The sequence below is a fragment of the Streptomyces sp. NPDC005141 genome (genome assembly GCF_053599975.1).
The window spans coordinates 1-26,474 of the sequence record NZ_JBSFYW010000003.1 but is presented as its reverse complement, the minus strand read 5'-3'; the positions used below and the strand labels follow the sequence as shown (position 1 = coordinate 26,474).

Genomic DNA, 26,474 nt, shown 5'->3' with positions numbered 1-26,474 from the left:
GGGGGGAGCGCCGTGACACCGCCGGGTGGCGGAGGGAGCGCGCCGTGACACGACCACCGACCGCCGCACAGCGTCGCGTCATCGATGCCGCCGACCCGGTGACCGGGCGGCTCAGGGGCACCGAGGCCCAGCTCGCCGCACTGGTGGCGCGGGGGCTCGCCTTCCGTCATCCACGGCCCCCGCGCGACCACTTCCTGACGCCGGCCGGGCATCGGCTGCGTGAGGCGTCCGGGACGCCCGAGCCCGCCGGCGCCGCCGAGCCGTCCGCTCCGGCGGCGTCCGGGGTGTTCGCGGCGCGGACCGGCGGCGAGGAGGGGGCCGGGACGGGCCCCGCGCGGCTGCGGGAGGTGCGCAGCGCCTGGCAGGGACTCCTGGAGCTGCGCCGGATGACCGCTCCGGACGGCGCGACCGACCGTCCTTGCGCCTGGGAGCGTACGCATCTGGTGCAGGCCGCCGCGCTCGCGCTGGAGGCGGCGGGGCACCGGCCCGCCGGAGCGGTGGGCGGCGGGTACCGGGTGCGGGCGACTCCGCAGCCGGAGGCCGTCGCCGTACGTGAGCCGGACCCCGAGGCGCTGCGGGCCTGCGCGGCCACCCTGGAGAAGGCGGGCTGGCAGGCCGGCGAGCACACGGAGCCGCGCACGGGCGCCCGGTACGTTCTCGCCTCGCCCCGGCGGGCGTGAGGCGCGCGTGCACGGACCCCACCCGGGCACGCCGGACACCCGCGACGGACCGTGAGGCGCCCGGGTGCCGGAGGGTGCACGGGAGCCGAAGGTGCACAGGAGCCGAAGGTGCACGGGTGCCGGAGGGTGCACGGGAGCCGAAGGTGCACAGGAGCCGAAGGTGCACGGGTGCCGGAGGGAGTGCGGGAGCCGGAGGTGCACGAGAGCCGGAGGGAGTGCGGGAGCCGAAGGTGCACGAGAGCCGGAGGGAGTGCGGGAGCCGGAGGGAGTGCGGGAGCCGGAGGGAGTGCGGGAGCCGGAGGGAGTGCGGCACAAGGGAGTTGATCGAGCCCCGCCCGCGTGGAGTCGTCCGGAAGGGGCGCGGCCCCGTGGCCGGAGCCTCGGGAGCCGTCGCTGCGGTTACTGTCGTGGCGGCCGCCGCATCAGCCGAAGCCGCTGTCGCGTTGCAGCCGCCGAAGCCGTTGTCGCTGTCGTTGTCGTTGTCGAAAGGAAAGTCGTGGCAGAGCCGTTTTCCGTCCCCGTGACCGTTCGTGGGTACGAGACCGATGTGCAGGGGCATCTCAACCAGAGCGTGTATCTCCAGTACGCCGAACACGCCCGCTGGTCGGTACTCCAGGCGGCCGGGATCAGCCAGGCGGTCCTGGCGGCCCGGGGCGTGGGCCCGGTCGCGCTGGAGACGACCATCCGCTACCGGCGCGAACTGCGGGCCGGCGACGAGGTCGAGGTGACGTGCACCTTCCTCTGGGGCGAGGGCAAGAGTTTCCGTATCGAGCAGACCATCAGGAAGACCGACGGCACGGTGGCGGCCGAGATCACGGCGGTCGGCGGGCTGATGGACCTCGGAGCGCCGCCTGGTGTCCGGCCCGCGGGACGCCTTCAAGTCACTGGCGGCCGACCCGGGCCCGATGGGTCTCTGACCTCACCGGGCCGCTCCGCCACGCGTTTCGCGGCTACGCGTCGAGCAACTCCGGCCGGTGCTCGGCGTCGTAGGCCGCGCGGGACTCGGCGATCGCCACACGGTGCCGCTCGGCCCAGTCGGTCAGGGAGAGCAACGTCACGTGCAACTCACGTGCCACCGGGGTGAGTTCGTACTCGACCTTCGGCGGCACCGTGGGATGGACGGTGCGGGTGACAAGGCCGTCGCGCTCGAGATTGCGCAGGGTGAGGGTCAGCATGCGGCGGCTGATCCCCTCGATGCTGCGCTCCAGTTCGGTGAAACGGATCGGGCCGTGCGCGGCGGCCACGATGATCAGCACGCTCCATTTTCCGGCGACCCTGTCAAGAACCTCGCGGACCGGGCACGCCTGCGCGAGCACTGCCTGCGAGGTAACACCGGTGTTCCCCTGGGACATCGAAGTGCCTCCTTATGCCGGTCTCCATGGTCACTGACGATGTACCCCGTTACAAGTCGTGCACCAAGGAAGGGCGTCCATGGAATCGATACGGTCCATGGAGGACACGGAGGCCACCGTCATGCAGTCCCGGACCGAGCCGGCGAGTTCGCCGACACCACGAACCTACTCCCGGTGGGCCTCGCTCGTCGTCCTGTGCGCGGGCACCCTGATGACGATCCTGGACGGGAACATCGTCACCGTCGCCATGCCCGCCATCCAGAGCGACCTCGGCTTCTCCGCTCCCGGGCTCGCCTGGGTCGTGAACGCCTATCTGATCCCGTTCGGCGGACTGCTGCTGCTCGCGGGCAGGCTCGGCGACCTGGTGGGCCGCAGGCGGATGTTCGCGGCGGGGCTCGCCGTGTTCACCGCGGCGTCGGTGCTGTGCGGGGTCGCCGACGGTCAGGGCATGCTGGTCGCGGCCCGCGCCCTCCAGGGCGTCGGTGGGGCGATGACCTCGGCCGTCGTCCTCGGCATGCTCGTGGCCCTCTTCCCCGAGCCCCGCGAACAGGGCCGCGCCATCGCGGTGTTCAGCGCCGTCGGCGCCGCGGGCGGGGCGCTCGGCACCTTCCTCGGCGGCGCGCTGACACAGGCTCTCAACTGGCACTGGATCTTCCTGATCAACCTGCCGATCGGCGTGCTGGCCTGGGTCGCCGCGCTGCGCGTCCTCGCCCCGGACAAGGGAGTCGGCCTCGGCAGGGGCGCCGACTATCCCGGCGCGGCCCTGGTCACGGGTGCGCTGATGCTGACGGTGTACACGATCGTCGGCTACGGGGAGCGGGGTCTCGGCGGCACAATCGCGCTCGGCGTACTCGCGGTCGCTCTCTTCGCCGGATTCACCGTGCGCCAGACACGGACCGCCCGCCCCCTGCTGCGGCTGCGACTGCTGCGCTCCCGGACCCTGACGAGCGCGAACGGTGTGCAGATCCTGATGATCGCCGGGATGTACGGCTTCCAGTACATCGGCGCGCTCTACCTCCAACGCGTTCTGGGTTACGGCGAGTTGCTCACCGGTACGGCGTTCCTGCCCGCGCCGATCGCCATCGGGGTCCTGATGCTGACCCTGTCGGCGCGCACGATCGCCCGCTTCGGTCCGTACCGGGTCCTGCTCGCCGGACTCGCCCTCATCACAGCGGGCATGGCCCTGCTCAGCCGGGCCCCGGTCGACGGCTCGTACGCCGCCGACGTGCTGCCCCCGCTGCTCCTGCTCTCCGCGGGATTCGCGGCCGCGATGCCCGCGGTGACGGGGCTCGCCATGTCCGGCGCCCGTCAGGAGGACGCGGGTCTGGCCTCCGGGCTCTTCAACACCACGCAGGTGGTGGGCGGTTCACTGGGTCTCGCCGTACTGACGACGCTGGCCGCGAACCGCACCGAGCGGCTGACCGGCGCGGGCGAGCACGTCGTCGCGGCGACCGCGGACGGCTACCGGCTGGCCTTCACGGTGGCCACCGCCGTCGCGGCCACGGCTCTGGCACTGGCCGCCGCCCTCCTGCGCCCCGGCAACGGCTCCCCGACCGCCCCGGCGGAGGAGGCACCCGAGACCGGCGGCACGCCCGATGGGCGGTCTCCGGCAGGCACGGAAGGGCGGCCAAAGACGTCGGACGCGACCACGAGGAAGGCACCGGGCACGATCCGGCCGGAGACGTCGGACATGCCCGCGCCGGACGGAGCCGCCACAACCGCCGGACTCACCCGCGCGAACACCCTCGGCTGATCCCCCGCGGGCGCGATCGGCCGCGGCCGCCCCTGCGGGCACACCGCCCGCGGCGACCCTCATCGGTCCGATCCCGCCGGCTCATCGGTCCTCTTGCGCCGACCCGTCCGTGCCGGGTGTACGGAGCGGCACCGGCACCTGGTTGAAGCCGTAGTAGATCGCGAGCAGCCCGTGCGCCGCCAGGGTCAGCGGCGCCGAGACGAAGGACAGGGCGACCGCCGCCGGATAGGCGAGGGAGCCGAGGGCGAAGCGGACCCGGGTGCGCCGGGCGCCCTCCAGGTCGACGCGGCTGTCGAGAAGGCGCCCGGTGCGGGTGAGGTGCCACCACACGGCCTGGAACGCGAGGGCCATGGCGACCATGACCAAGCTGTAGACGGCGGCGGCGACATGGGACGGCCCGCCCTCGCGCAGGTACTCCGCGACCATCGCCGTCGGCCAGGGAATGGCCGCCACCACCATCAGCAGGAGCAGGTTCAGGAACATCAGGGTGCGGTCGACCCGGGCGACGTAGCTGAAGACCTGGTGGTGGTTGATCCACATGATGCCGATCACCAGAAAGCTGACGACGTAGGCGGCGTAGGAGGGCCATTGCTCCCCCAGCGCGTGCCACAGACCGCCGTGCTCACCGACCTCGGGGACCTTGATCTCCAGGATCAGCAGCGTGATGGCGATGGCGAACACACCATCGCTGAAGGCCTCCACACGGCCCGACTCGTTCATGACCGACTCTCCCCGTTGTGACCGCGTCCGCACGTGATTCTCGTGCGACTTCTGTGCCGTCCGTGCCGTTCATGCGCTCAGACCGTAACCCGACGCGGCTCGACAGGCAGCCCCGAAGCGTCAACTCGCCCTCGCCCAGCGGGTATACGTCGCCTGCAATCTCTGGTAGGAAACTTTCCTAACAGTACGCGGCAGCATCACTCCCCCATCGGAGGTACCGTGCACACCCCCCACATAGGCACATCGCGTCGCACCCTGCTCACCCTGATCGGAGCCTCATTGGTGGCCGGCCCCCTCATCGCCACCCAGACCGCCACCGCCGCCCTGGCAGGCCTGGACGACCCGGCGAAGAAGGAGATCGCCATGAAGCTGGTCTCCAGCGCGGAGAACTCCTCGCTGGACTGGAAGGCGCAGTACAAGTACATCGAGGACATCGGCGACGGACGCGGCTACACCGCCGGGATCATCGGCTTCTGCTCGGGCACCCACGACATGCTCGACCTCGTCGAGCTGTACACCCAGCGCAAGCCCGGCAACGTCCTGGCCAAGTACCTGCCCGCACTGCGGGAGGTCGACGGCAGCGACTCGCACGAGGGCCTGGACCCCGGCTTCCCCGCCGACTGGCGCCGGGCCGCCCAGGACTCGGCGTTCCAGCAGGCGCAGAACGACGAGCGCGACCGTGTCTACTTCAACCCCGCCGTGCGGCAGGGCAAGACCGACGGCATCGGGGTCCTCGGGCAGTTCACGTACTACGACGCCATCGTGATGCACGGCGACGGCGGCGACAGCACCAGCTTCGGCAGCATCCGGCGGCGCGCCCTGGCGAGGGCCAGGCCGCCGGCCCAGGGCGGTGACGAGGTGACGTATCTGAACGCCTTCCTCGACGCGCGCGTGTGGGCCATGAAGCAGGAGGAGGCCCACTCCGACACCAGTCGGGTCGACACCGCGCAGCGGGTCTTCCTGCGCAACCGCAACCTGAACCTCAACACACCGCTGGACTGGAAGGTCTACGGCGACAGCTTCCACATCGGCTGACGGGCGCGGAACGGGCGGAGGGCGCGGCACGTACTCGGTGCCGCGCCCTCCGTGGTCCCTTCACCAAGTCCGTTCACCCAGGGGGCCGTTGGGCCCCGAAGGCGGTTCAGGGCGGCGGTGCCCGCCCGTCTCAGTGGGCCGGTACCGCCTTGAGGTCCTCGCCCGCCTCCATGGGGTGGGTCACCTCGCCCGCGTTCTCGCGTCCCCTGCCGAGGTGGTTGAAGACGAGGTTGAGGACGACGGCCGCGACACAGCCCGTGGAGATCCCGGAGTCGAGGACGATCCGTACGGTCCGGGGGAACGCGTGGTAGAACTCGGGCGCGGTGATCGGGATGATGCCGACCGCGAGGGAAACGGCCACGATCAGCACGTTGTTGTCCTTCTCCAGGCCCGCCCTGACCAGGGTCTGGATACCGCTGGCCGCGACCGAGCCGAACAGGACGACACCCGCCCCGCCGAGCACCGGGCGCGGTACGACGGCGATCAGCGACGCGGCCATCGGGCACAGTCCCATCAGCACCAGGAAGCCGCCACCGGTGGCGACGACGTACCGGCTGCGGATCCTCGTCATCGCCACAAGGCCGATGTTCTGGGCGAAGGCACTGCACATGAAGCCGTTGAAGAGCGGGCTCAGGGCCGAGCCGAGGGTGTCGGCGCGCAGTCCGGCCGCGATGGTCCTCTCGTCGGCGGGGCGCTCCACAATCTCGCCCAACGCCAGCATGTCCGCGGTCGATTCGGTCATCGAGACGACCATCACCACGCAGAGCGAGAGGATCGCGGCGAGCTGGAACTGCGGGGCACCGAAGTGGAACGGCGTCGGGAAGCCGACCAGGTCCGCGTCGGCCACCGGCCCGAAGTCCGTGACGCCGAAGGGGATCGCCACGAGTGTGCCGGCGACCAGGCCGAGCAGGACCGCGATCTGCTTGACGAAGCCGCGGGTGAAGCGGCGCAGCAGCAGGACGATGACGAGGGTCACCGCCGCGAGGCCCAGGAAGGTCCGCGAACCGTAGTCGTCCGCCGCGGGGTTCGGGCCCTGCGCCCAGCCGAAGGCGACTGGCAGCAGCGAGACGCCGATGAGCGTGATCACGCTGCCGGTGACGACGGGCGGGAAGAAGCGGACGGCCCTGCTGAAGACGGGGGCCGCGATGAATCCGAGGACGCCGGCGACGATGACCGCGCCGAAGATGATCGGCAGGGCGTCGCTCTTGTCCCTGGCGGAGGCTGCGACCGCCGTCATCGGTGCGACGCCGGCGAAGGTGACGCCGTTGACGAAGGGCAGCCGGGCTCCGATCTTCCAGAAGCCGAGGGTCTGGAGGAAGGTGGCGAGCCCCGCGGTGAACAGGCAGGCGCCGGTGAGGAAGGTGAGTTCGGTGGCGGAGAGACCGACCGCGGCGCCGACGATCAGGGGCGGGGCGACGACTCCGGCGTACATGGCGGCCACGTGCTGCAGTCCGCTGGCCGCCATCTTCAGGGCGGGCAGCTTCTCGTCGACCGGGTGCTTCGACCCGATGGCCGCTCCGGCTGGTCCAGGTGCTCCGGGTGTTCCGGGTGTTCCGGTCTCTCCGGTCGATCGGGGCGCTCCAGTCGATCCGGTCTCTCCGATCGATCGGGTCCCTCCGGTCGATCCGGCTTCTCCGGTCGATCCGGCTTCTCCAGTTGGTCGTGCATCGGTGCTGGGCTCGGGCTGGGCGGCCACGGCGGCTCCTCCGGTCGGGTACACGTCGTCGTGGACGTGGGTGTCAGGGAGGTGATGCGCGGTCGTGCGGGACCGGGACGATGACCGTCGCGCGGACACGGCGTCCGCGCGGCGGGGACCGTTCCGGGGCGCGCACGTCCATGCACGCCCCGGCTACGGCCGCCGTGGACCCCGCTCGGGTCCACGGCTACCGGCCGAGGGCCGTCCCCCTCGGCCGGAGTTCTTCGGTGGTCAGGCCCGCGCGGCGATCCGCGCCAGGCGCTGCGCCTCGTCCCGCGTGGAGCGGGCGATGGCGTCCTCGTCGACGTTGAGCAGGCGGCTGTTCTCGACGACCGCCTTTCCGTTGACGAGCGAGAGGGTGACCGGGGCGGCGGCGCCGAAGATCAGCGCCGTCACCGGGTCGGCGATCGAGGCGTGCGCCAGGGTGTCGAGCTTCCACAGCACCAGGTCGGCGAGCTTGCCCGCCTCCAGGGAGCCGATCTGGCTCGCGCGGCCGAGGACCTGGGCGCCCCCGTAGGTGCCGAGACGCAGCGCCTGACGGGCGTTCAGGGCAGCCTCGCGGTGGGCGCCGAGCCGGTTGATGAGCAGGGCGTTGCGCAGCTCGGTGTGGAGTTCCCCCGACTCGTTGGACGCGGTGCCGTCGACGCCGAGGCCGACCGGCACGCCGGCCGCCAGCATGTCGGGGACCCTCGCGATCCCCGCGGCCAGCCGGGCGTTGGAGGAGGGACAGTGCGCCACGCCTGTCCTCGTACGGGCGAAGGCGGCGATGTCGGAGTCGTTCATGTGGACGCAGTGCGCCATCCACACGTCCTCGCCGAGCCAGCCGGTCGACTCGAAGTACTCGGTCGGACCCATGCCGAACAGTTCCTTGCAGAACTGCTCCTCCTCCACGGTCTCCGAACCGTGCGTGTGCAGCCGTACGCCCTTGCGGCGGGCCAACTCGGCGCCCTGCTTCATGAGTTCGGTGGAGACGGAGAAGGGGGAGCAGGGCGCGACGGCGACCTGGGTCATGGCGTCGAAGGAGGCGTCGTGGTGTTCGTCGACGGTCGCCTCGGTGGCGGCCAGTGCCCCTTCGAGGGTCTCGACGGCGAAGTCCGGCGGCAGTCCGCCGTCCTTCTCGCTGCGGTCCATGGAGCCGCGGGCGAGGGTGAACCGGACGCCTGTCTCGCGAGCGGCCCGGATGATGGCGCCGGACAGGTCGCCGGAACCCCTGGGGAAGACGTAGTGGTGGTCCATGGCGGTGGTGACGCCGCCGCGGGCCATCATGGCGAGGGAGCCCTGGGCGGCCGCGTAGGCCATCCGCTCGTCGATGCGCGCCCAGGTCGGGTACAGCGCGACGAGCCAGTTGAAGAGGTTGTGGTCCGTGGCGAGGCCTCGGGTGATCCACTGGTAGAAGTGGTGGTGGGTGTTCACCAGACCGGGCGTTGCCAGATGGCCCGTGCCGTCGATGCGGCGGACCACGTTCTCCAGGATGTCGGGGGCCTTTCCGGGGCCCACCGACTCGATCCTGTTGCCGGCGACGACGATGTGTCCCGAGGCGTACTCGGTGTCGCCCGCGTCCACGGTCGCGATGGCGCAGTTCTCGATGACGATGCGCTGGACTGCCACGGCGGTTCCTCGTTCTTCCCATTGGCGGACGGACCCGGGGGCCGAGCGGGGTGACGACCGGGTCCGTGGTGCTGTGGTTGCGCAGATGCCCCCGCTCTCCCCCTGGGACTTGACGCCGGCGCACGCGTCGGGGGTACAGCGGCAGTTCCGCGGGGCGGTCCGTGCGGACCGCCGGTGCGGTACTACAGGTTGGTGAGGTCCACCGGGATGTGCGGCTCGCAGCCGTCCCGCAGGATGGTGGCCTCGATGAGCCCGTACGGACGGTCGGCCGCGAAGTAGACCTCGTTGTCGTTCTCGAGGCCGAACGGCTTCAGGTCGACAAGGAAGTGGTGCTTGTTCGGGAGCGAGAAGCGGACCTCGTCGATCTCGCTGCGGTTGTTGATGATCCGCGAGCCCATTTGGTACAGGGTCTGCTGGAGCGAGAGGGAGTAGGTCTCGGCGAAGGCCTGGAGCATGTGCTTCCTGACCTGGTCGTAGGACTTCTCCCAGTTGGGCATCTTCTGCTCGTCGCCGGTCCAGTTGAAGCGCCAGCGGCCGGAGACCTGGGTCGCCAGGATGCGGTCGTACGCCTCCTGGAGCGTCGTGTACTTGTCCTTGACGTAGCCCCAGAACTCGGAGTTCGTCGAGTTCATCACGACGAGGTCCTTCAGGCCCGAGATGACCTCCCAGGTCTCACCGTCGTAGGTGATCTGGGTGACGCGGGTCTCCTGGCCCTTGCGGACGAAGGAGTGCTTGACCTCGTCCGCGCCGATGAACCGGGAGTTGGCTTCCGAGGTCTCAATGCGCTCCCAGGCGTACTCCTCGATACGGATGCGTGCCCGCTTGATCGGCTCCTGGCTGGTCACGAAGTGCCGGGCCAGATGGATGCCGAACTGCTCGGCGGACTCGATGCCGTGCTCCTTGGCGAAGGCGTACACCGTGTTCTTGGTGGTGTCCGTCGGCAGGACGTTCGCGTTGGAGCCCGAGAGGTGGACCTCCTGCATGTCGCCGCTCAGCGCGACGGACACGTTCAGGTCCTTGATGTGGTGCGTGTCGCCGTCGCGGGTGATCTTGACGACGCGGTTCTCGGCCTTGCCGTACTGGTTCTGTCCAAGAATCGTGGGCATGTCTGCTAGCTCCCTCGGTAAACGGAGTAGCCGAACGGGTTGAGCAGCAGCGGTACGTGGTAGTGCTCGCCCGGCCTGACGGCGAAGGTGATGGCCACCTCGGGGAAGAACGTCTCGCTGTCCCGATTCGCGGGGGCGTCCTGCTGCGCATCGGCTTGCTGTGTCGCTGAATCCGACTCGAAGTACGCCTCGACCGCGAAGTCGAGCCGTACGTGGGTCGTGCCCTCCGGCAGGGCCGGAAGGTCCTTGCACCGGCCGTCCGCGTCGGTCGCGGAGCCGCCGAGCGCCTGCCAGTGCCCGGCACGCCCGGCGCGGGCGGCGAGCTGGACGGCGACGCCCTCGGCGGGGCGGCCGACGCTGGTGTCCAGGATGTGGGTGGACACGGAGGCGGTGGTGTCGGTGCTCATGCCTCTTCTTCCTGTACGAGATGGCCGAGCCGGATGCGGTTGATCTTCCCCAGTTCGACGCGGACGATCTCGCGCTCCTGCCCGGCCGAGTTGCCGATCCGCTCCTTGACCGCGTCGCGCATCTGCTCGCCGGTCCGGCCGGTGGCGCAGATGAGGAAGACGTGGCCGAACTTCTCCTGGTAGGCCAGGTTCAGTTCGAGCATCTCCTCCTTGAGTTCCTCGGAGGCGCCGGCCATGCCGCGCTGTTCCCGGGAGGAGGCCGGATCGCCGGGCTTCGGGCGCCCGATGGGCGGGTGCCCGGCCATCGCCTCGGCCAGGTCCGCGTCTGTCAGCTCGGCCATGGCGGCGTCGCTCGCGGCGTACAGGTCCTCGGCGGTGGCGCAGGGGCGGGCGGCGAGCAGCTGTTCGGCCCATGCCCGGGAGGCGCAGGCCTCGTGCAGGGTGGCGAAGGCCGCACGCTCCTCCAGGGCGTTGAAGCGGGCGAGGCCGCCAGGTGTCGTACTAGACGTCACGGGAGCCTCCGTGGCCTTGTGCTGGACGGGCTGCGGATTAGCTAACGCCCTCGGAAACACCACGTCAACACTTTGTTGAAAACTTCGGGTTACAAAAACCGCCGCCCGATCGAGCCGGACGGCGGCGGGTGACGGCAGCGGGACCCCGGCCGCCCTGAGACGCGTTTTCGCTGGTCAGGTGCCCTTTTCGCGATTCAGGTAGTTGTAGACGGTGAACCGGCTCACGCCGAGCGCGCTCGCCACGGTCTCCACACCGTGCCGCACGGAAAAGGCCCCGCGCGCTTCCAGTATGCGCACGATCTCCTGTTTGGCCTTGCGGTCGAGCTCGGCGAGCGGCTTGCCCCGCTTGCGCTCCAGGGCGGCGAGGATGTGGTCGAGCGAGTCGGCGAGCTGGGGCAGGCGCACGGCGACGACGTCCGCGCCCTCCCAGGACAGCACGACATCGTCGACGCCGGCCCGCTCGGGCGGCAGCAGTTCGCCCCCCATGGCGTCGACCAGCGGCTTGACCGCAGCGACGAAGGGGTCGCCCCCGGTTCCGGTCACTTATCACCCTCCCCGGCGGCGCCCACGACGTTCACCTGGAGGGAGACCCGGGTGGCGCCCGCCTCCAGAGCCCTGCGCAGCAGATCGTCGACGGCGGTGAGCACGGCGTCCGCGCCACCCTCCGCGGTGTTGCCGAACGGACCGACGTCCACGGCGTCCAGCTCGGCCGCCTCGATGACCTCACGGGCGACCAGCGCGTGCCGCGGCGCCTCGTCGAGGTCGAAGGGCTCGGTCGTGAACTCCACTCTCAATCGCACGGGCTCAACCTACTGCGCGCCGCGGACATCCCGGCAGCCCCCTCGGGCCCGCGCCCGCCACAGGGACGGCTTCACCCTCGGCGCCCCCTTGACAAGCTCCGACACCCGACGGCAATCTTCCATTAAGCAGAAACGAACTTCCGCAATACGGAATCACTTCGAACCGCCGGCCCGGCCGCCAGCACGGCCGCCAGTACGGAAGGGAGCGCCGAACCCATGGGATTCGCGGACCAGCGCTTCAACGTCAACCTGTCGATCCTCTTCACGGAACTCCCGCTCCTGGAGCGCCCCGCGGCCGCCGCCGCGGCGGGCTTCACCGCGGTCGAGCTGTGGTGGCCCTGGGTCGACTCCCCCGCTCCCGAGCAGTCCGAACTCGACGCCCTGAAGAAGGCGATCGAGGACGCGGGCGTCCAGCTGACGGGGCTGAACTTCTACGCCGGGCAGCTGCCCGGCCCCGACCGGGGCGCCCTGTCGATCCCCGGCGAGGAGTCGGAGAGGTTCCGCGCCAACATCGACGTGGCCGCCGGCTTCGCCCGGTCGCTGGACTGCAAGGCGCTCAACGCCCTGTACGGCAACCGCGTCGAGGGCGTGGACCCGGCCGAGCAGGACGCGCTCGCGCTGGAGAACCTGGTCCTCGCGGCCCGGGCCGCGGACCGGATCGGCGCGATCCTTCTCGTCGAGACCCTCAACCGGCCGGAGTCACCGCTCTACCCACTGGTGACCGCCCCGGCCGGCGTCGGCATCGTCGACAAGGTCAACCGGGCGACCGGCCTCGGCAACGCCAAGTTCCTCATGGACCTGTATCACCTCTCCATGAACGGCGAGGACCTGCCGCAGGTGATCGCCGCCCACGCCGACCGGACCGGCCATGTGCAGATCGCCGACAACCCCGGCCGCGGCGCCCCGGGCACCGGCACCCTCCCGCTGGAGGAGCTCCTCGACCAGCTGGCCAAGGCCGGTTACGCGGGCTGGGTCGGCCTGGAGTACAAGCCGGGCGACCGGCCGAGCGCGGAGGCCTTCGACTGGCTGCCCCCCGCTGCCCGAGCCGCCCGCTGAGCGGCACCCCGAACACGCAGCAGAGATCTCAGAGAGGCACCCTCATGAGCAACGGCAATCTCCCCAAGGTGGCCTGGATCGGTCTCGGCATCATGGGCTCGCCCATGTCGGAGAACCTGATCAAGGCCGGGTACGACGTCACCGGCTTCACGCTGGAACAGGACAAGCTGGAGCGCCTGGCCGCCGCGGGCGGCACCGCCGCCGCTTCGATCGCCGAGGCCGTGCGTGACGCCGACGTGGTGATCACGATGGTGCCCGCCTCCCCGCAGGTCGAGGCCATCGCGTACGGCCCCGACGGCATCCTGGAGAACGCGAAGTCCGGCGCGCTGCTGGTCGACATGTCCTCGATCACCCCGCAGACCTCGGTCGACCTGGCGAAGGCGGCCGAGGACAAGGGCATCCGCGTCCTCGACGCCCCCGTGTCCGGCGGCGAGGCCGGTGCGATCGAGGCCGTACTGTCGATCATGGCCGGTGGCGGGCAGGCCGACTTCGACGAGGCGGAGCCGATCTTCGAGGCGCTCGGCAGGACCATCGTGCTGTGCGGCCCGCACGGCTCGGGCCAGACCGTGAAGGCGGCCAACCAGCTGATCGTCGCCGTGAACATCCAGGCGTGCGCCGAGGCCGTGGTCTTCCTGGAGAAGTCCGGCGTGGACCTCAAGGCCGCGCTCGACGTCCTCGGCGGTGGTCTCGCGGGCTCCACCGTGCTGGCCCGCAAGAAGGACAACTTCCTGAACCGCGACTTCAAGCCCGGCTTCCGCGTCGACCTGCACCACAAGGACATGGGCATCGTCACCGATGCCGCCCGCAACGTCGGCGCCGCACTGCCCGTCGGTGCCGTGGTCGCCCAGCTCGTCGCCAGTCTGCGCGCCCAGGGCGACGGCGGCCTGGACCACTCCGCGCTGCTGCGCGCGGTCGAGCGCCTCTCCGGCGCCAAGATCTGAACCACGGCCGGAAAGCGGCCCGGGACCGGCGGAGAGCCCGCCGACGACCGGCCGGGCCTTGCCCGGAGTCCTCAAGCTTCCGGACTCCTCGAGCTTCCGGGCCCACCGACTTCCGGCCCCTCGATTTCCGGGCCGCGGCGGCGCTGACACCTGTCCTGTCGCGCCCAGGCGCCGCCGCGGCCCGGATCTGTCTTCAACAAACTGTTGACGCTGAGTTCGCCCCGAACCTAGGCTCCACCAAGCGGTAGATGTCCACATAGCGGAAGAGGATTTCCGCTGATCCCGCTGCCCTCTCGTACGGAAGGTCCACGATGTCGAAGCGCGTGCTCACGACCGAGTCCGGCGCCCCTGTCGCCGACAACCAGAACTCCGCCACCGCCGGCGCCGGTGGCCCGCTCCTCCTCCAGGACCAGCACCTCCTGGAGAAGCTCGCCCGGTTCAACCGCGAGCGCATCCCGGAGCGGGTGGTGCACGCCCGCGGCTCCGGCGCCTACGGCTACTTCGAGGTCACGGACGACGTCACCGGTTTCACCCACGCCGACTTCCTGGACACCGTCGGCAAACGCACCGAGGTCTTCCTGCGCTTCTCGACCGTCGCCGACAACCTCGGCGGGGCGGACGCCGTCCGCGACCCCCGGGGCTTCGCGGTGAAGTTCTACACCGCCGAGGGCAACTACGACCTCGTCGGCAACAACACCCCGGTCTTCTTCATCAAGGACCCCATCAAGTTCCCCGACTTCATCCACTCCCAGAAGCGCGACCCGTTCACGGGCAGGCAGGAGCCGGACAACGTCTGGGACTTCTGGGCGCACGCGCCCGAGGCCACGCACCAGGTGACCTGGCTGATGGGCGACCGGGGCATCCCGGCGTCGTACCGCCACATGAACGGCTACGGCTCGCACACCTATCAGTGGACGAACGCCGAGGGCGAGGCCTACTTCGTCAAGTACCACTTCAAGACGAACCAGGGCGTCCGCAGCCTCTCCACCGAGCAGGCGCAGGAGCTCGCGGGCAAGGACCCCAACTCCCACCAGACGGACCTGCTCCAGGCCATCGAGCGGGGCATGAACCCGTCCTGGACGCTGTACGCGCAGATCATGCCGGCGGCCGAGGCGGCGGAGTACCGCTTCAACCCCTTCGACCTCACGAAGGTGTGGCCGCACGCGGACCATCCGCTCCAGCGCGTGGGCCGGCTGGTCCTCGACCGCAACCCCGACAACGTCTTCGCCGAGGTCGAGCAGGCCGCGTTCTCCCCGAACAACTTCGTTCCGGGCATCGGCCCCTCCCCCGACAAAATGCTCCAGGGCCGCCTGTTCGCCTACGCGGACGCGCACCGCTACCGCCTGGGCGTCAACCACACGCAGCTCGCGGTGAACGCGCCGAGGGCCACCACCGCGGACAACTACGGCCGCGACGGCCTCATGGCGTCCAACGCGCAGGGCCGGGCCGCGAAGAACTACGAGCCGAACTCCTACGACGGCCCGGCCGAGACCGGCCGCCCGCTGTCGGCCCCGCTCGCGGTCACCGGGCACACCGGCACCCACGAGGCGCCGCAGCACACCAAGGACGACCTCTTCTTCCAGGCCGGCGAGCTGTACCGGCTGATGTCGGCCGAGGAGCGGTCCCGGCTGGTCGCGAACATCGCGGGCGGCCTCGCGCAGGTCTCCCGCGACGACGTCGTCGAGAAGAACCTCGCCCACTTCCACGCCGCCGACCCGGAGTACGGCAAGCGGGTGGAGGAAGCGGTCCACGCCCTGCGCGAGGACTGAGAACCCGACTCGCGTACCGCCCTCGACGGGAGGTCGGGACGGTACGCGCAGCCCGCGGTGGATCGAGCGGCCCGGATGAGGGGTGGCCGCGCGACAGGACCGCGGGCGAGGCAAGGACCGCGGCGGCATGCGAGCCAGTGCGGTGGTCAAGGTCCCGGGACCCGCTTCTCGACCTGAGGGAAGAGGCGTCACGGTTCCGTCGCATCCGCCGCGGTCCAGGCCACATCGGCCCACCAGGGCCCGCCCGCTCCGTCCGGCGGCGCGAACGTACTGTCGCGCCCAGCCTCGCGCCGTCGGACGGCAACAACCCATGCCTCACCGGCGGAGAGCCGGGTACGGACGGTCCCGTACCCGGCGCTCCGCCGTGCCGTGCGCGGAGGACCGGCCTCCGGGTGCGGATTCCGGTCATGCGCAGCAGCCTGGGAGCATGGAGGCTGACGGCATGGAATTTCCCAGGATCGTGGTGCACACACCGGGGCTGGACGGATCGCGGCGGGTCACCGAGGGCGACCGGGCGCTCGGCATCGCGTACCACCTCGACGACGTGGTCGAGATCCTGCGCCAGGCGGACGTCGACCTCGACGCGATCGAGGTCGAGGAGAGCGACATCATCGAGTGGCAGGGCGGCGGCCCCGACGACTGGCCCGGCCTCTCGGAGCACACGGGTGGCTGAGGTCGAGGGCCGCGGGCACCTGCCGGGCCGCGAGCGGAAACGGGCGGTAAACGGGCTCCAGACGTACGCAAGCGGGCGTAGAGGGCCTACGGAACCCTCAAATCAACCTCTGAACACTGCCCCAGGGGCTTCTCCTGCCGCCGGATGAGGCACATTCTCGGCACACGGGGCCCGCCGGCACGGGGGCGGCGGGTCCCGAACGGGGGAAGCACGGGGGCACGGGGGAAGCACCATGAGTGGGAGCGCGGCGGTCGGGCCAAGGCCTCGGACCGTCGCGCTGCTGCGTGAGGGCCCCACCGGGCCGTGAGGGTCACCGCGCTCGCCGCGCGTCCGCGGGGTGCCGCGGTGGCGGTCCGGACCGGCCTCGGCGGTCCGGCGGAGCACGGGCCGCCCCGGGACGACGAAGGTGGCGGAGGCGGCGGCATCGGCCTCACCGGCGACGGGGCCTGCTGGGGCTCCGGACGCGGCTCGTACCGACCGCCCGCGGGTCCTTCAGGAACGGCAGGACGTGCCGCAGGAAGAGGCCCGGGCGTTCGTTGTACGGCTCGTGGGCCGTGGGCAGCAGAACACTCAACGTTCCTGCGGGGAGCATGCGTTGGGCGCGGCGGCCGTCGAGGAGAGCGGGGACGACCGGGTCGCGGCGCCCCCAAAGGAGCAGGATCGGCAGATCCAGGGCGGCGGGGTCCGCGAGGCCGAACTCCGGGGCGGCGAGACCGCGCCAGACGGCGCAGTGCACCGCCAGTCTCCGCTCGTCGTGGGGCAGTTGGCGGACGCGGGCGTACGTCTCCCGCGCGCTCGGCGTGCCGAGCCGGCCCAGATAGGCGCGGGCCAGCGGGACGACCAGCCGGCGGGCTCGGGCGGGACGGCCCATCACCTCGCGGCAGAACCAGCGGGTGAACGCGGTGTGCCGGGTGAAGCCCGCCGGGTCGACCAGGACGAGCGCGACGACCGGCACGGCGCGGGGCCTTCGGCGAGGCGGCAGGCGACATAGCCGCCGACGCTGTTGCCGAGCACGGCGACCTCCCGCACCCCCTGCTCCTCGGCGAGCGCGTCGAGCACCCGCTCCGCGACCTCCACCAGCCCCTCGGGAGTGACCCGCCCGGGTTCGGGCGCGGTGGAGTCGCCGTACCCGGGCCAGTCCACGACGAACGTGCGGTACCGGTCGGCGAGGGCGGGCAGCACGGCGTCGAAGTCACGGCCGTCCCCGGGATTGGCGTGCAGAAGCAGCAGGGCGGGCGCGTCGGGCGGGACGGAGGTCCCCTCCGGCCGGGCGCCGGGATACGGGGGGAAGCAGCGTACGGCGATGTCGCCGAGGGGGGTGGGGACGGTCATCCGCATGGGGCGAGCATGCCGGACCCGCCCGCGCCTGGGAACAACGCGAGAGGGCGGCCCATCCCCCGGGGTGGGCCGCCCTCTCGCGCGAACGAGCGCCTTCGTCAGACCTTCAGCGTCCGGATCGAGGTGGGCGCGTGGCCCGGCTCGGTCGCGATCTCCTCGAACTCCACGACGTTTCCGATGTCGTTCGTCCTGCTCATGGCGATGTTGGTGACGCGCTCCAGGATCGCCTCGACGACGACCGGGACCCGGAACTCGGCGGCGAGCTTCTTGGCCTGCTCGAAGGCGGCGCCGAGTTCGCTCGGGTCGGTGACCCGGATCGCCTTGCAGCCGAGGCCCTCGACGACCTTGATGTGGTCGACGCCGTAGACGCCCAGCTCGGGGGAGTTGATGTTCTCGAACTCGAGGTTGACCTGGAAGTTGATGTCCAGGCCGATCTGCGCCTGCCGGATCAGGCCCAAGTAGGCGTTGTTCACCAGGACATGGACGTACGGGATCCTGTGCTGGGCGCCGACGGCCAGTTCCTCGATCATGAACTGGAAGTCGTAGTCGCCGGACAGGGCGACCACCTGCGCGTCCGGATCGGCCTTGGCGACGCCGAGCGCGGCCGGGATGGTCCAGCCGAGCGGGCCCGCCTGGCCGCAGTTGATCCAGTGGCGGGGCCGGTAGACGTGCAGCATCTGGGCGCCGGCGATCTGCGAGAGGCCGATGGTGGAGACGTACCGGGTCTCCGGGCCGAAGGCCTTGTTCATCTCCTCGTAGACGCGCTGCGGCTTGATCGGGATGTCGTCGAAGTGCGTCCGGCGCTGGAGGGTGGCCCTCTTCTCCTGCGCGGAGGCGGCCCACCCGGAACGGTCGGGGAGCCTGCCCGCCGCCTTCAACTCCCTTGCCACCTCGACGAAGAGCTCCAGAGCGGCCTTGGCGTCGGAGGCGATGGCGTAGTCGGGCGCGAAGATCTTGCCGAGCTGGGTGGGCTCGATGTCGACGTGCACGAACTTCCGTCCGGCCGTGTAGACGTCCAGCTTGCCGGTGTGCCGGTTGGCCCAGCGGTTGCCGATGCCGAGGACGAAGTCGGACTCGAGGAAGGTCGCGTTGCCGTAGCGGTGCGAGGTCTGCAGGCCCACCATGCCGGCGTTGAGCTCGTGGTCGTCGGGCAGGACACCCCAGCCCATGAGCGTCGGCACGACCGGGGTGCCCGTCAACTCGGCGAACTCGACGAGGAGTTCGGCCGCGTCGGCGTTGATGACACCGCCGCCGGCCACGATCAGCGGACGCTCGGAGGCGTTCAGCAGCCCGATCGCCTTCTCGATCTGGGCGCGGGTCGCGGCCGGCTTGTAGGCCTGGAGCGGTTCGTAGGTCTCGGGGTCGAACTCGATCTCGGTGAGCTGGACGTCGATGGGCAGGTCGATGAGGGACGGCCCGGGGCGCCCGGAGCGCATGAGGTGGAACGCCTGCTGGAACACGCCGGGAACCTGCGCGGCCTCCAGCACGGTGACGGCCATCTTCGTCACGGGCTTGGCGATCGACGCGATGTCGACGGCCTGGAAATCCTCTTTGTGGATGACCGCGGTCGGCGCCTGGCCGGTGATGCACAGGATCGGGATCGAGTCGCCGGTCGCGGAGTAGAGGCCGGTGATCATGTCGGTTCCGGCCGGGCCCGACGTACCGATGCAGACGCCGATGTTGCCCGGGTGCGTACGGGTGTAGCCCTCCGCCATGTGCGAGGCACCCTCGACATGCCGGGCGAGGGTGTGGCTGATCCCGCCGGACGCCTTGAGCGCCGCGTAGAAGGGGTTGATCGCCGCACCCGGGACGCCGAACGCGGCGCTGACGCCCTCGCGCTTGAGGATCTCGACTGCCGCGCGGGCAGCGGTCATACGAGCCATGGAGTACTCCTGCTTCGGCTGTCGGATTCCTGCTCCCGTCGCGCCCCGCGGAGAGCTGAACTTCCGTATTGCGGAAACTAACTTCTACTATCTGGAAATAATGTAGGCGCCGGAGCAAGGAGCGTCAAGGGTGGGCCCCGCGACGGATCCGGCCGGTGGACGTCACGCCGTTTCGCTGCCGGACGCCTCCCGGCAGGAGGACGATGGACGCGCTGACCCGACGTGACCTCCTGGAGTGGGCCATGGCCGAGAGCGTGCCGGTGCGGTGCCCGGCCTGCCGCCGCGAGCACCTGTACACGGCTCCGTCCTATCCCTGTGTGTGCGGAGCGCCCGTGACGACAGCGCTCGACCGCCTCGCGGAGCCGACGCCCGTCACCCATCGCGCGTGGGACGAGGACTGGGCCGAGGTCCGCTGCGAGGCGTGCGGCCGCGAGACCGAGTGGCCCCGACCGGAGCTGGGCTGCCCCTGCGGAACGACGCTGCGGATTCCGGTACGCGGGGTGCGAGCCGTCCACCGGCCGGGCGGCGCGGAGACGGCGCCGGGCGCCACCGACACCACGGAACGCGACGGCACCGACGCATCGGCGCGGGGCGGCGACGAGGCCGGCCACCGGAACGCCGCCGCGAGGAACCGCCGTAACGGCGACGAGTCCGGTCCTCCTGACGGAGGCGGAAACAGGCTCGCGGACGGCGAGCGGGAACAAGGTGCCGGGGCGAGTGCGTCGACGGGTGCGGGGCGGCGGATCGGGCGTGACGTGTCCCCCGCCCGCCGACCGGCGTTCCAGCCGGTAACCATCCGCACGGCCCGCGACGCCGTCACCGCGGCCGCGCTGTATCTGCGCTGGCTGGGCTACCGCGACATCCGGCGCGCCGACCAGCGGCCCCCGTCCGGGATCGGACTCGCCGCGCGCGGCATCCTGGCCCAGGTGGCCCCCACCGTACGGCCGGCCTCGCTGCGCGACGTGGAGTGCCTGTGGCTGACGGCCATGACGGAGTCGGCGGAGTGCGCGTTCTTCTCCCTCGCGGGCTACGCCGACGACGCCCGCGCCCGCGCCGACACCCTCCGCGTCCCCCTGTTCGTCCTTGACCTCACGGGCACCCCGCAGCCGGTGAACAGCCCGGCCGACGACCTCATCGCCGTCACGGGCTGACCACCGGCAGGGCATGCACGGGTACCGGCACCGGCACGCGGGGGCCTACTCCGCGTACGTCTCCCGCAGTTCGATCTTCCGCACCTTCCCCGACACCGTCATCGGGAAGGACTCAAGGACGCGCAGCCGGCTGGGGATCTTGTAGTGCGCCAGCCTGCCCTCGCAGAAGGCGCGCAGCTCGTCCAGGGTGAGGGGGTCGGCCGGATCACGCGGGATGACGCAGGCGAGCACTTCCTCGCCGTAGCGCTCGTGCGGGATGCCGACCACCTGGACGTCGGCGATCTTCGGATGGGCGTACAGGAACTCCTCGATCTCGCGGGGGTAGATGTTCTCGCCGCCGCGGATGATCATGTCCTTGATGCGGCCGACGATCTCCACGTAGCCGTCCTCGCGCATCATCGCCAGGTCCCCGGTGTGCATCCAGCGCCCGGGGTCGACGGCCTCGGCGGTCTTCTCGGGTTCGTTCCAGTAGCCGAGCATGACGCTGTATCCGCGGGTGCACAGTTCTCCGGCGCTGCCGCGCGGTCGGGTCACGCCGTCAACCGGGTCGACTACCTTCACCTCCAGATGCGGCAGGACCCGGCCGACCGTGCCCGTGCGGTGTTCCAGGTCGTCCTCCCGGCGGGTCTGCAGCGAGACGGGCGAGGTCTCCGTCATGCCGTAACAGATGGAGACCTCCTCCATGTGCATCTCGGCGACCACCCGCTTCATCACCTCGACCGGGCAGGGCGAGCCCGCCATGATGCCGGTGCGCAGGGTGGACAGGTCGTACGTCGCGAAGTCGGGGAGGTTCAACTCCGCGATGAACATGGTGGGTACGCCGTAGAGCGACGTGCACCGCTCCTGCTGCACGGCCTTCAGTGTCGCCGCCGGGTCGAACGACGGGGCGGGGACGACCATGCAGGCGCCGTGCGAGGTGGCGGCCAGATTGCCCATGACCATGCCGAAGCAGTGGTAGAACGGCACGGGGATGCAGATCCGGTCCTGTTCGGAGTAGGCGATCAACTCACCGACGAAGTAACCGTTGTTGAGGATGTTGTGGTGGGAGAGCGTGGCCCCCTTCGGGAAACCCGTCGTCCCCGACGTGTACTGGATGTTGATGGGGTCGTCGCAGGACAGCTCGCTCGCGCGGACGTGGAGGTCCTCGTACAGGTCAGGGGTTCCGTGCCTCAGCAGCGCGTCCCAGCTCGGATCGCCGATGTAGACGGTCTCCCTCAACCGTGGGCATCTGCCCCGCACTTCCTCGACCATCGCCCGGTAGTCGCTGGTCTTGTGGCTGAGGGAGGCGAAGAGCAGCGAGATGCCGGCCTGGCCGAGGACGTACTCGACCTCGTGGGTGCGGTAGGCCGGATTGATGTTCACCATGATCGCGCCGACGCGGGCGGTGGCGTACTGGACGAGGACCCATTCCGGGCAGTTGACCGCCCAGATGCCCACCCGGTCGCCCTTGGCGATGCCAGTGGCGAGCAGCGCGTACGCCAACTCGTCGACGGCGGCGCCGAACTGCGCGTACGTCCAGCGGCGCCCGGACGGCACGTCGACGAGCGCCTCACGGTCCGGCCAGGCCCGTACCGCGCGGTCGAGGTTGGCCCCGATGGTGTCGCCGAGCAGCGCCGTGCCGCTCGTCCCGTGTGCGTACGACTGCTCACTCACCGGAAGTCCTCCTCGCGGTACTCGGCGTCCGAGCCGGCGGCCGTGGCCTCGCGCAGCTCGATCCGGCGGATCTTGCCGGAGACGGTCTTGGGCAGCTCGCCGAACTCCAGGCGGCGGATGCGCTTGTACGGCGCGAGCACCGAACGCGCGTGCTCGAAGAGCACCTTGGCGGTGTCGGGGCCCGGCTCGTACCCGGCCGCGAGCACGATGTACGCCTTCGGCACGGCGAGGCGCAATTCGTCGGGTGCCGGGACCACGGCGGCCTCGGCGACCGCCTCGTGCTCCAGGAGCGCGCTCTCCAGCTCGAAGGGCGAGATCTTGTAGTCGGAGGCCTTGAAGACGTCGTCGCCCGCCGGATTATCTTGGTGAATCAGGAGGCGGGGGTCGACGCGCCCCTCAATCCGCAGAGGCGGAAGCACCACGCTGTCCGCCGCCGGAATGCCGGGGAAGTCCGCCAAAGCGTCCATGAGTTCCTCCCACGTGCCGTTGCCGTACCACCGCTTGAAGATACTGGCGACATCGCCGTACTCCAGGCTCTTCCACGCACAGCCGCTACGAGCCTTCGTGAAGATGGCGTCAACGAGAGCGCGGGGATTGCTGGCGCGACGCCCCTTCGGCTTGTGGATGACGCGGTTGGCGACGGCCCACGCCTCATCGGTCAGTGTGGGCACCACTCGTTCGCGCTCGCGAAACCAGAGGCTGATCAGGTCGCCCTTGCGGGTCTTCCGGCGAGGAACCGGGCCGAGGACCGTGACCTTGAGGTTGAGGAGGTCGATGATGTCCTCCCTCTGTCGGGCATCCATCGCGTGGAGATGGGCCTGGGCGATCTCGGAGAGCCGCTGAAGGTCCTGCGCACGGGCGACGTTGTTGTCCATCTCGGCTTGCCAGGCGACTGCCTCGCGCTTGAGGTCTTCCAGGCTGGCAAGCTCCGTCTCAAGTTCGCGCGTGGCACGCTCGATGGCTTCCTGGGTCGCCTGCTTGTCGAGACCCCGACGCCCGCACCTTGCCGCCGTGGCAGCCGTGGTGGCGTCGATGGCGAATTCCTTCTCCTCGATCTGCTCGCCGAGTTCGTCGATCCGGGCCGCGTAGTCGACACCGTTGCTCTTCACCATCTCGACCCAGGCATCGGCCATGCCGCGAAGCCTCTCGGGGTCTTCGAGCATCGCGCAGATCTCGTCCCAGACCCTGCTCTCGAGAGCCGCGGCATCGATCTGCATGCATGTCCGGCACTCCTGCTCGCTGCCCCTCCGCTTGGTCAGCCGGCCGGTGCAGCGGTACGCGCGCTCCCTGTTGGCCGTGGCTCCGCCCCAGCTCACTCCGGTGAAAACGTTGCCGCACTCGCCGTAGACGTGCCTGCTGAGCGGATGGGTGACGCCTTCCGCGATGCTCGGACCGCGTGACGTCCTGGCGAGTGCCGTGTTGAGGAGCGTCAGCTCTTCCTCGGAGAAGATGGGGTCAAGCTCGATGGTCACCGTGGCGCCGTAGAGAGGCTTGCCGTCCGGCCCCAGCTTTGTCTTGGAACTCTCGGGGTCACGGAAGACGCGCTTGGCCTCCTGGACGGCGCGGCCGATCAGGACGTGGCGGAGGGAGCCTCTCGGCCAGTAGTCCTTGGTAGGGCCGGGAACACCTTCGGCATTGAAAAGGTCTTCGACCTCCGCCGGGTTCTTCCCTTCCTGGACGATGTACCTCCAGGCGCCGTGCAGGGTGGGGTACGCCTCGTGTTTGTCCCCGGTGTCGAGGATGAGGCGGCTCTCTCCACGCTTGCCCCGGTTCTCGATGATGTAGCCGTAGGGGGCTACGCCGCCGTCATGGCCGCCGAGTTCGGCCTTCTCCTGTCGGCCGCCTTGGGTTCGGTCGCGGATGGTGATGCGCTCGTCTTCGGCGCGGTCGGCTTCCTTGCGCATGCGCGAGCGGCCGGTTTCGGTTGTGTTGTCGTAGTCACCGCGGACGATGGCGACGGAGATTCCGAGGTCTTCGAGCTTCCACACCCAGGGCCAGAAGGCGCGGTCGCGTCGGCCGATGGCCCGCTCCTCGGACACGACGACCACGTCGAAGGGTCGCGGCCCTTGCTGGGCATCGGCTATGAGGCGCTTGAGGGCGGGGCGCTCATTGTGGTCGAGGCTGCCGCTGTACCCCTCGTCGGCGTAGCTGCCGACGTACTCCCAGCCCTTCTTGGTGATGTGGTTCTTGGTGCGCTTGCCGGTGTAGCTGATGCCGTAGCCCTTTTTCTGCTCCTCGGTGGAAACTCGAAGGTAGTCAACGGCGCGCAAGGTATCGACGCCACTGCCAGCTCTGGCAACGACGTCGATGTTGGACATGAGACTCTGTGGCACGTCATGTCTCCCTGAGACTGACAGAGTGACCCCGGCCCGCGTCGCAAGCTGCCAGGGTCACTCGTGTTTCTGGGGACCTTACCGACTTATGGTGGTTTTTGACTGGGAGTTAGCCAGCTTTTGCCTGGTCACCCGCGGCGTGAGGGAGGAAGGGAAGTTCGAGGAGCTTCGGGTAGGCGCCGGGGTCGGTGTGCTCTGCGGGGGTCCAACGGACTTCTACGTCCGGTGCCCGGTTCTTCCGGTGCAGCGGGATGGCGTTGACCCGCTTGTCCATTCCAGCTCCTTGCGCGGCGTGCTCTGAGGTGTGAGCCGCCGGCTGGGCACGCCGACTCGATGTCGGGCGGGCAACCCAACTTGTTGCTCAACTTGTTCCACAAGCCTTCGAGAGGCAACCGGCCACCCCTCAGTGACTTTGCGTGGTCTCGCGGTTGCGCTATGCTCCCTGTCGCGGCGCACCGCATCCGGAGTGCCGATGTTTTTAGGAAACGAGACAGAGCCTGTCCCGGCAGTCGGTGGCTGCCGTTAGTAGGACAGGTAAGACATGAGTGGGCTGCGGCAGCGCGACCCGCTCCGAACCGAGTACGCCTCTGCGTGCGTACACGCTGCCCGAAGTTGCGTTACCTGAGTTCTGTCGCCACCGGGCAGGTCTCAACCAGCGACCCATACAGTCAGTGGGGTGGCTCGGTTGAGAGCTGCCCTTCCGGGACTTCTCGACCTGCCACCTCTCAGGTGAAAGGAAGAGTCGACGTGAGTGGCAAGGCGGGTTGGTTGATCGCGGTATTCGCGCTCGCCATGGCGGCAGGTCTTCTGGGCGGCATCATCGCTTGGACCTGCGGCGGAGACACGGGGGTCACGCTGGGTATTGGCGTCGCCGTATGGGTGGGTACAGGCGGCCTCGGCCTCGGGGCCTGTGCACTGATGTGGCCGACACGGTAACGGGATGTCCGCGAGTCACGGCGGTGCCTCTTCTCCAGCCAGCAGACCGGCGAGACTGGTGCTGTCCCTGGCGAGAGCGGGTGCTACTCTCGCGCGACGCCTTCCCGTTTCTCTTGCTGACACTTGAGTAGGTAGGTGAAACGGCCCCCGCTTCGGCGGGGGCCGTTTGTCGTCCTACCGCTTCCGGCCATGGACAACGGAGGTCCGGCCGTGGATCACGTCGTCGGCGGTACGAACGCCGTGAAGACGCACACTCCCCATACAGGGGGCTCTCCGGTATCTTCGGTAATCGGAAAGTAGCGCCAGGGGGAGAGTAACCCGGCCTCGGCAGCGATGGATGTCGAGTGGGCTGGGCCGTTCAAGGGCTCGACGTCGCCCGATACAGAATGACGTCAGTGCGTGACCGAGGTCCTGACCCATCGGCAGCAACCTCAACCGAAGCAGCCCATATTTGCGGGGTGGCTCGGTTGAGAGCTGCCCTGCTGGGACTTCTCGACCTGCCGCCCTCCCCTAGCAGGGAAGGGAACAGAGGTGAGTACTCCCCTCGTTCAGCGATCGAAGGCGCCGTGGGTCCTCGTTGTGCTCCTGGGCGCGATGGTCGTAGCGCTTCTGGCCGGCGTTCTCGGTGCCGCCCTTGGTACCAGCGCAGCCACTGCGGTCGCCTGGGCCGGCGCGACGTTCGTTGCCGTCGCCAGCCTTGGCTTCGCAACGTTGATGTTCATCTGGAGCACCTAGTGCCGGATTCCTCATTGGATGTACACATCTCGGCGTCGCAGTAGGCGTGTTGGTGATGCGGGTCTGCCCCATACTCAGGGCCGGGCTCGGGCGTTGAGCTGGGATGTTGCGAGGCGGGTGGCGTGTTCGATCTTGGCGAGCCCGGCGAATGACTGGCTGGCGAGGGTGGGGCGAATCGATAGATTGATCACGACTCGATACGCGCCCTAGCGGCAATGCCGTTGCTTTACGGGTCTGGGGCGGGTGGTTGGGGTCGTTTGATGTGGATGGCTTGGGTGCCGGCGTGGGTGGGTTGGGGCCAGGTGTGATGCTCGGCCCGTTTGAGCCAGTAGTTGGA

Annotated in this window: 23 protein-coding genes and 3 pseudogenes; 10 read left to right on the top strand and 16 right to left on the bottom strand. The window is 69.8% G+C overall.

Features of this window, described 5'->3' with window-relative positions:
* Positions 1-44 precede the first annotated feature (44 nt).
* Both ACWD68_RS02990 and ACWD68_RS02985 read left to right on the top strand, forming a co-directional pair.
* On the top strand, positions 45-680 hold the full coding sequence (locus tag ACWD68_RS02990) for a hypothetical protein (protein ID WP_451804707.1): 636 nt from the start codon (positions 45-47) through the stop codon (positions 678-680).
* A gap of 496 nt (positions 681-1,176) precedes the next feature.
* Positions 1,177-1,597: pseudogene (locus tag ACWD68_RS02985) on the top strand (acyl-CoA thioesterase).
* Between the two features lie 33 nt (positions 1,598-1,630).
* On the opposite strand, the gene ACWD68_RS02980 reads toward ACWD68_RS02985, so the two are convergent.
* Complete coding sequence (locus ACWD68_RS02980; protein WP_451804706.1) at positions 1,631-2,032, bottom strand: winged helix-turn-helix transcriptional regulator; 402 nt, start codon at positions 2,030-2,032, stop codon at positions 1,631-1,633.
* Positions 2,033-2,243: 211 nt separating this feature from the next.
* On the opposite strand from ACWD68_RS02980, the gene ACWD68_RS02975 reads away from it, so the two are divergent.
* Complete coding sequence (locus ACWD68_RS02975) at positions 2,244-3,785, top strand: MFS transporter (RefSeq protein WP_451804911.1); 1,542 nt, start codon at positions 2,244-2,246, stop codon at positions 3,783-3,785.
* 81 nt (positions 3,786-3,866) lie between these two features.
* Here ACWD68_RS02975 and ACWD68_RS02970 read toward each other — a convergent pair whose 3' ends face one another.
* On the bottom strand, positions 3,867-4,505 hold the full coding sequence (locus tag ACWD68_RS02970; RefSeq protein ID WP_451804705.1) for a TMEM175 family protein: 639 nt from the start codon (positions 4,503-4,505) through the stop codon (positions 3,867-3,869).
* Between the two features lie 219 nt (positions 4,506-4,724).
* Between ACWD68_RS02970 and ACWD68_RS02965 the strand changes: the two genes are divergently transcribed.
* Positions 4,725-5,540 carry a chitosanase gene (locus ACWD68_RS02965; protein ID WP_451804704.1) on the top strand — a complete coding sequence of 272 codons (816 nt, stop codon included), beginning with the start codon at positions 4,725-4,727 and terminating at the stop codon, positions 5,538-5,540.
* A 130-nt stretch (positions 5,541-5,670) separates the two neighbouring features.
* On the opposite strand, the gene ACWD68_RS02960 is transcribed toward ACWD68_RS02965, so the two are convergent.
* From ACWD68_RS02960 to ACWD68_RS02930, 7 genes are all read right to left on the bottom strand, one after another.
* The gene (locus tag ACWD68_RS02960; protein WP_451804703.1) at positions 5,671-7,005 is read right to left on the bottom strand and encodes a nucleobase:cation symporter-2 family protein; all 1,335 of its coding nucleotides are present in this window, start codon (positions 7,003-7,005) and stop codon (positions 5,671-5,673) included.
* A 462-nt stretch (positions 7,006-7,467) separates the two neighbouring features.
* Positions 7,468-8,844, bottom strand: coding sequence for an 8-oxoguanine deaminase (locus tag ACWD68_RS02955; RefSeq protein ID WP_451804702.1), 1,377 nt, complete (start codon positions 8,842-8,844; stop codon positions 7,468-7,470).
* A gap of 182 nt (positions 8,845-9,026) precedes the next feature.
* Entirely contained in the window at positions 9,027-9,950 is a 924-nt protein-coding gene (gene pucL / locus ACWD68_RS02950) for a factor-independent urate hydroxylase (protein ID WP_451804701.1), read from the bottom strand.
* A 5-nt stretch (positions 9,951-9,955) separates the two neighbouring features.
* Positions 9,956-10,357 carry a hydroxyisourate hydrolase gene (gene uraH, locus ACWD68_RS02945; RefSeq protein WP_451804700.1) on the bottom strand — a complete coding sequence of 134 codons (402 nt, stop codon included), beginning with the start codon at positions 10,355-10,357 and terminating at the stop codon, positions 9,956-9,958.
* A complete protein-coding gene (gene uraD / locus ACWD68_RS02940) occupies positions 10,354-10,869 on the bottom strand; it encodes a 2-oxo-4-hydroxy-4-carboxy-5-ureidoimidazoline decarboxylase (RefSeq protein ID WP_451804699.1) in 516 nt (171 codons plus the stop codon). Before uraD ends, uraH begins: the two co-directional genes overlap by 4 nt.
* Before the next feature lie 174 nt (positions 10,870-11,043).
* Positions 11,044-11,412, bottom strand: a complete 369-nt coding sequence (locus ACWD68_RS02935) for a helix-turn-helix domain-containing protein (RefSeq protein WP_451804698.1) — start codon at positions 11,410-11,412, stop codon at positions 11,044-11,046.
* The gene (locus ACWD68_RS02930) at positions 11,409-11,669 is read right to left on the bottom strand and encodes a hypothetical protein (protein WP_451804697.1); all 261 of its coding nucleotides are present in this window, start codon (positions 11,667-11,669) and stop codon (positions 11,409-11,411) included. Before ACWD68_RS02930 ends, ACWD68_RS02935 begins: the two co-directional genes overlap by 4 nt.
* Before the next feature lie 216 nt (positions 11,670-11,885).
* On the opposite strand from ACWD68_RS02930, the gene ACWD68_RS02925 reads away from it, so the two are divergent.
* The 4 genes from ACWD68_RS02925 (at position 11,886) to ACWD68_RS02910 (ending at position 16,108) form a co-directional block, all read left to right on the top strand.
* A complete protein-coding gene (locus ACWD68_RS02925; RefSeq protein ID WP_451804696.1) occupies positions 11,886-12,725 on the top strand; it encodes a TIM barrel protein in 840 nt (279 codons plus the stop codon).
* A 44-nt stretch (positions 12,726-12,769) separates the two neighbouring features.
* The gene (locus tag ACWD68_RS02920) at positions 12,770-13,666 is read left to right on the top strand and encodes a 2-hydroxy-3-oxopropionate reductase (protein WP_451804695.1); all 897 of its coding nucleotides are present in this window, start codon (positions 12,770-12,772) and stop codon (positions 13,664-13,666) included.
* Positions 13,667-13,977: 311 nt separating this feature from the next.
* Positions 13,978-15,435: a catalase gene (locus tag ACWD68_RS02915; protein ID WP_451804694.1), complete on the top strand. Its 1,458-nt coding sequence runs from the start codon at positions 13,978-13,980 to the stop codon at positions 15,433-15,435.
* Between the two features lie 442 nt (positions 15,436-15,877).
* Positions 15,878-16,108 carry a hypothetical protein gene (locus tag ACWD68_RS02910; RefSeq protein WP_451804693.1) on the top strand — a complete coding sequence of 77 codons (231 nt, stop codon included), beginning with the start codon at positions 15,878-15,880 and terminating at the stop codon, positions 16,106-16,108.
* 430 nt (positions 16,109-16,538) lie between these two features.
* Here the strand turns inward: ACWD68_RS02910 and ACWD68_RS02905 are convergent, their stop codons facing one another.
* The 3 genes from ACWD68_RS02905 to gcl form a co-directional block, all read right to left on the bottom strand.
* Positions 16,539-17,063 (bottom strand): alpha/beta fold hydrolase, encoded by a 525-nt coding sequence (locus ACWD68_RS02905; protein WP_451804692.1) that lies wholly within the window; start codon positions 17,061-17,063, stop codon positions 16,539-16,541.
* The gene (locus ACWD68_RS02900; protein ID WP_451804691.1) at positions 16,979-17,446 is read right to left on the bottom strand and encodes an alpha/beta fold hydrolase; all 468 of its coding nucleotides are present in this window, start codon (positions 17,444-17,446) and stop codon (positions 16,979-16,981) included. Before ACWD68_RS02900 ends, ACWD68_RS02905 begins: the two co-directional genes overlap by 85 nt.
* A 98-nt stretch (positions 17,447-17,544) precedes the next feature.
* Entirely contained in the window at positions 17,545-19,329 is a 1,785-nt protein-coding gene (gene gcl / locus ACWD68_RS02895; RefSeq protein ID WP_451804690.1) for a glyoxylate carboligase, read from the bottom strand.
* 203 nt (positions 19,330-19,532) lie between these two features.
* On the opposite strand from gcl, the gene ACWD68_RS02890 reads away from it, so the two are divergent.
* Entirely contained in the window at positions 19,533-20,480 is a 948-nt protein-coding gene (locus tag ACWD68_RS02890) for a hypothetical protein (protein ID WP_451804689.1), read from the top strand.
* A gap of 45 nt (positions 20,481-20,525) precedes the next feature.
* On the opposite strand, the gene ACWD68_RS02885 is transcribed toward ACWD68_RS02890, so the two are convergent.
* From ACWD68_RS02885 to ACWD68_RS02870, 4 genes and pseudogenes are all read right to left on the bottom strand, one after another.
* Positions 20,526-22,133: an AMP-binding protein gene (locus tag ACWD68_RS02885; protein WP_451804688.1), complete on the bottom strand. Its 1,608-nt coding sequence runs from the start codon at positions 22,131-22,133 to the stop codon at positions 20,526-20,528.
* Positions 22,130-22,480 (bottom strand): annotated as a pseudogene (locus ACWD68_RS02880) (AMP-binding enzyme); the annotation flags it as partial. The gene ACWD68_RS02885 and the pseudogene ACWD68_RS02880, both read right to left, overlap by 4 nt.
* Positions 22,481-22,609: 129 nt before the next feature.
* Positions 22,610-24,451, bottom strand: a pseudogene (locus ACWD68_RS02875) (recombinase family protein); the annotation flags it as partial.
* 124 nt (positions 24,452-24,575) lie between these two features.
* Positions 24,576-24,740, bottom strand: a complete 165-nt coding sequence (locus tag ACWD68_RS02870; protein ID WP_451804687.1) for a hypothetical protein — start codon at positions 24,738-24,740, stop codon at positions 24,576-24,578.
* A gap of 473 nt (positions 24,741-25,213) precedes the next feature.
* Here ACWD68_RS02870 and ACWD68_RS02865 point away from each other — a divergent pair, with 473 nt between their 5' ends.
* A complete protein-coding gene (locus ACWD68_RS02865) occupies positions 25,214-25,402 on the top strand; it encodes a hypothetical protein (RefSeq protein WP_451804686.1) in 189 nt (62 codons plus the stop codon).
* Positions 25,403-26,474 lie beyond the last annotated feature (1,072 nt).

What these genes read in the sequence shown, in the direction of transcription:
- ACWD68_RS02980 (WP_451804706.1), bottom strand. Translation starts at nt 2,032, where the DNA reads ATGTCCCAGGGGAACACCGGTGTTACCTCGCAGGCAGTGCTCGCGCAG.
- ACWD68_RS02975 (WP_451804911.1), top strand. Translation starts at nt 2,244, where the DNA reads ATGACGATCCTGGACGGGAACATCGTCACCGTCGCCATGCCCGCCATC.
- ACWD68_RS02970 (WP_451804705.1), bottom strand. Translation starts at nt 4,505, where the DNA reads ATGAACGAGTCGGGCCGTGTGGAGGCCTTCAGCGATGGTGTGTTCGCC.
- ACWD68_RS02960 (WP_451804703.1), bottom strand. Translation starts at nt 7,005, where the DNA reads ATGGCGGCCAGCGGACTGCAGCACGTGGCCGCCATGTACGCCGGAGTC.
- pucL (WP_451804701.1), bottom strand. Translation starts at nt 9,950, where the DNA reads ATGCCCACGATTCTTGGACAGAACCAGTACGGCAAGGCCGAGAACCGC.
- uraH (WP_451804700.1), bottom strand. Translation starts at nt 10,357, where the DNA reads ATGAGCACCGACACCACCGCCTCCGTGTCCACCCACATCCTGGACACC.
- ACWD68_RS02925 (WP_451804696.1), top strand. Translation starts at nt 11,886, where the DNA reads ATGGGATTCGCGGACCAGCGCTTCAACGTCAACCTGTCGATCCTCTTC.
- ACWD68_RS02920 (WP_451804695.1), top strand. Translation starts at nt 12,770, where the DNA reads ATGAGCAACGGCAATCTCCCCAAGGTGGCCTGGATCGGTCTCGGCATC.
- ACWD68_RS02915 (WP_451804694.1), top strand. Translation starts at nt 13,978, where the DNA reads ATGTCGAAGCGCGTGCTCACGACCGAGTCCGGCGCCCCTGTCGCCGAC.
- ACWD68_RS02910 (WP_451804693.1), top strand. Translation starts at nt 15,878, where the DNA reads ATGGAATTTCCCAGGATCGTGGTGCACACACCGGGGCTGGACGGATCG.
- ACWD68_RS02900 (WP_451804691.1), bottom strand. Translation starts at nt 17,446, where the DNA reads ATGCGGATGACCGTCCCCACCCCCCTCGGCGACATCGCCGTACGCTGC.
- gcl (WP_451804690.1), bottom strand. Translation starts at nt 19,329, where the DNA reads ATGGCTCGTATGACCGCTGCCCGCGCGGCAGTCGAGATCCTCAAGCGC.
- ACWD68_RS02890 (WP_451804689.1), top strand. Translation starts at nt 19,533, where the DNA reads ATGGACGCGCTGACCCGACGTGACCTCCTGGAGTGGGCCATGGCCGAG.
- ACWD68_RS02870 (WP_451804687.1), bottom strand. Translation starts at nt 24,740, where the DNA reads ATGGACAAGCGGGTCAACGCCATCCCGCTGCACCGGAAGAACCGGGCA.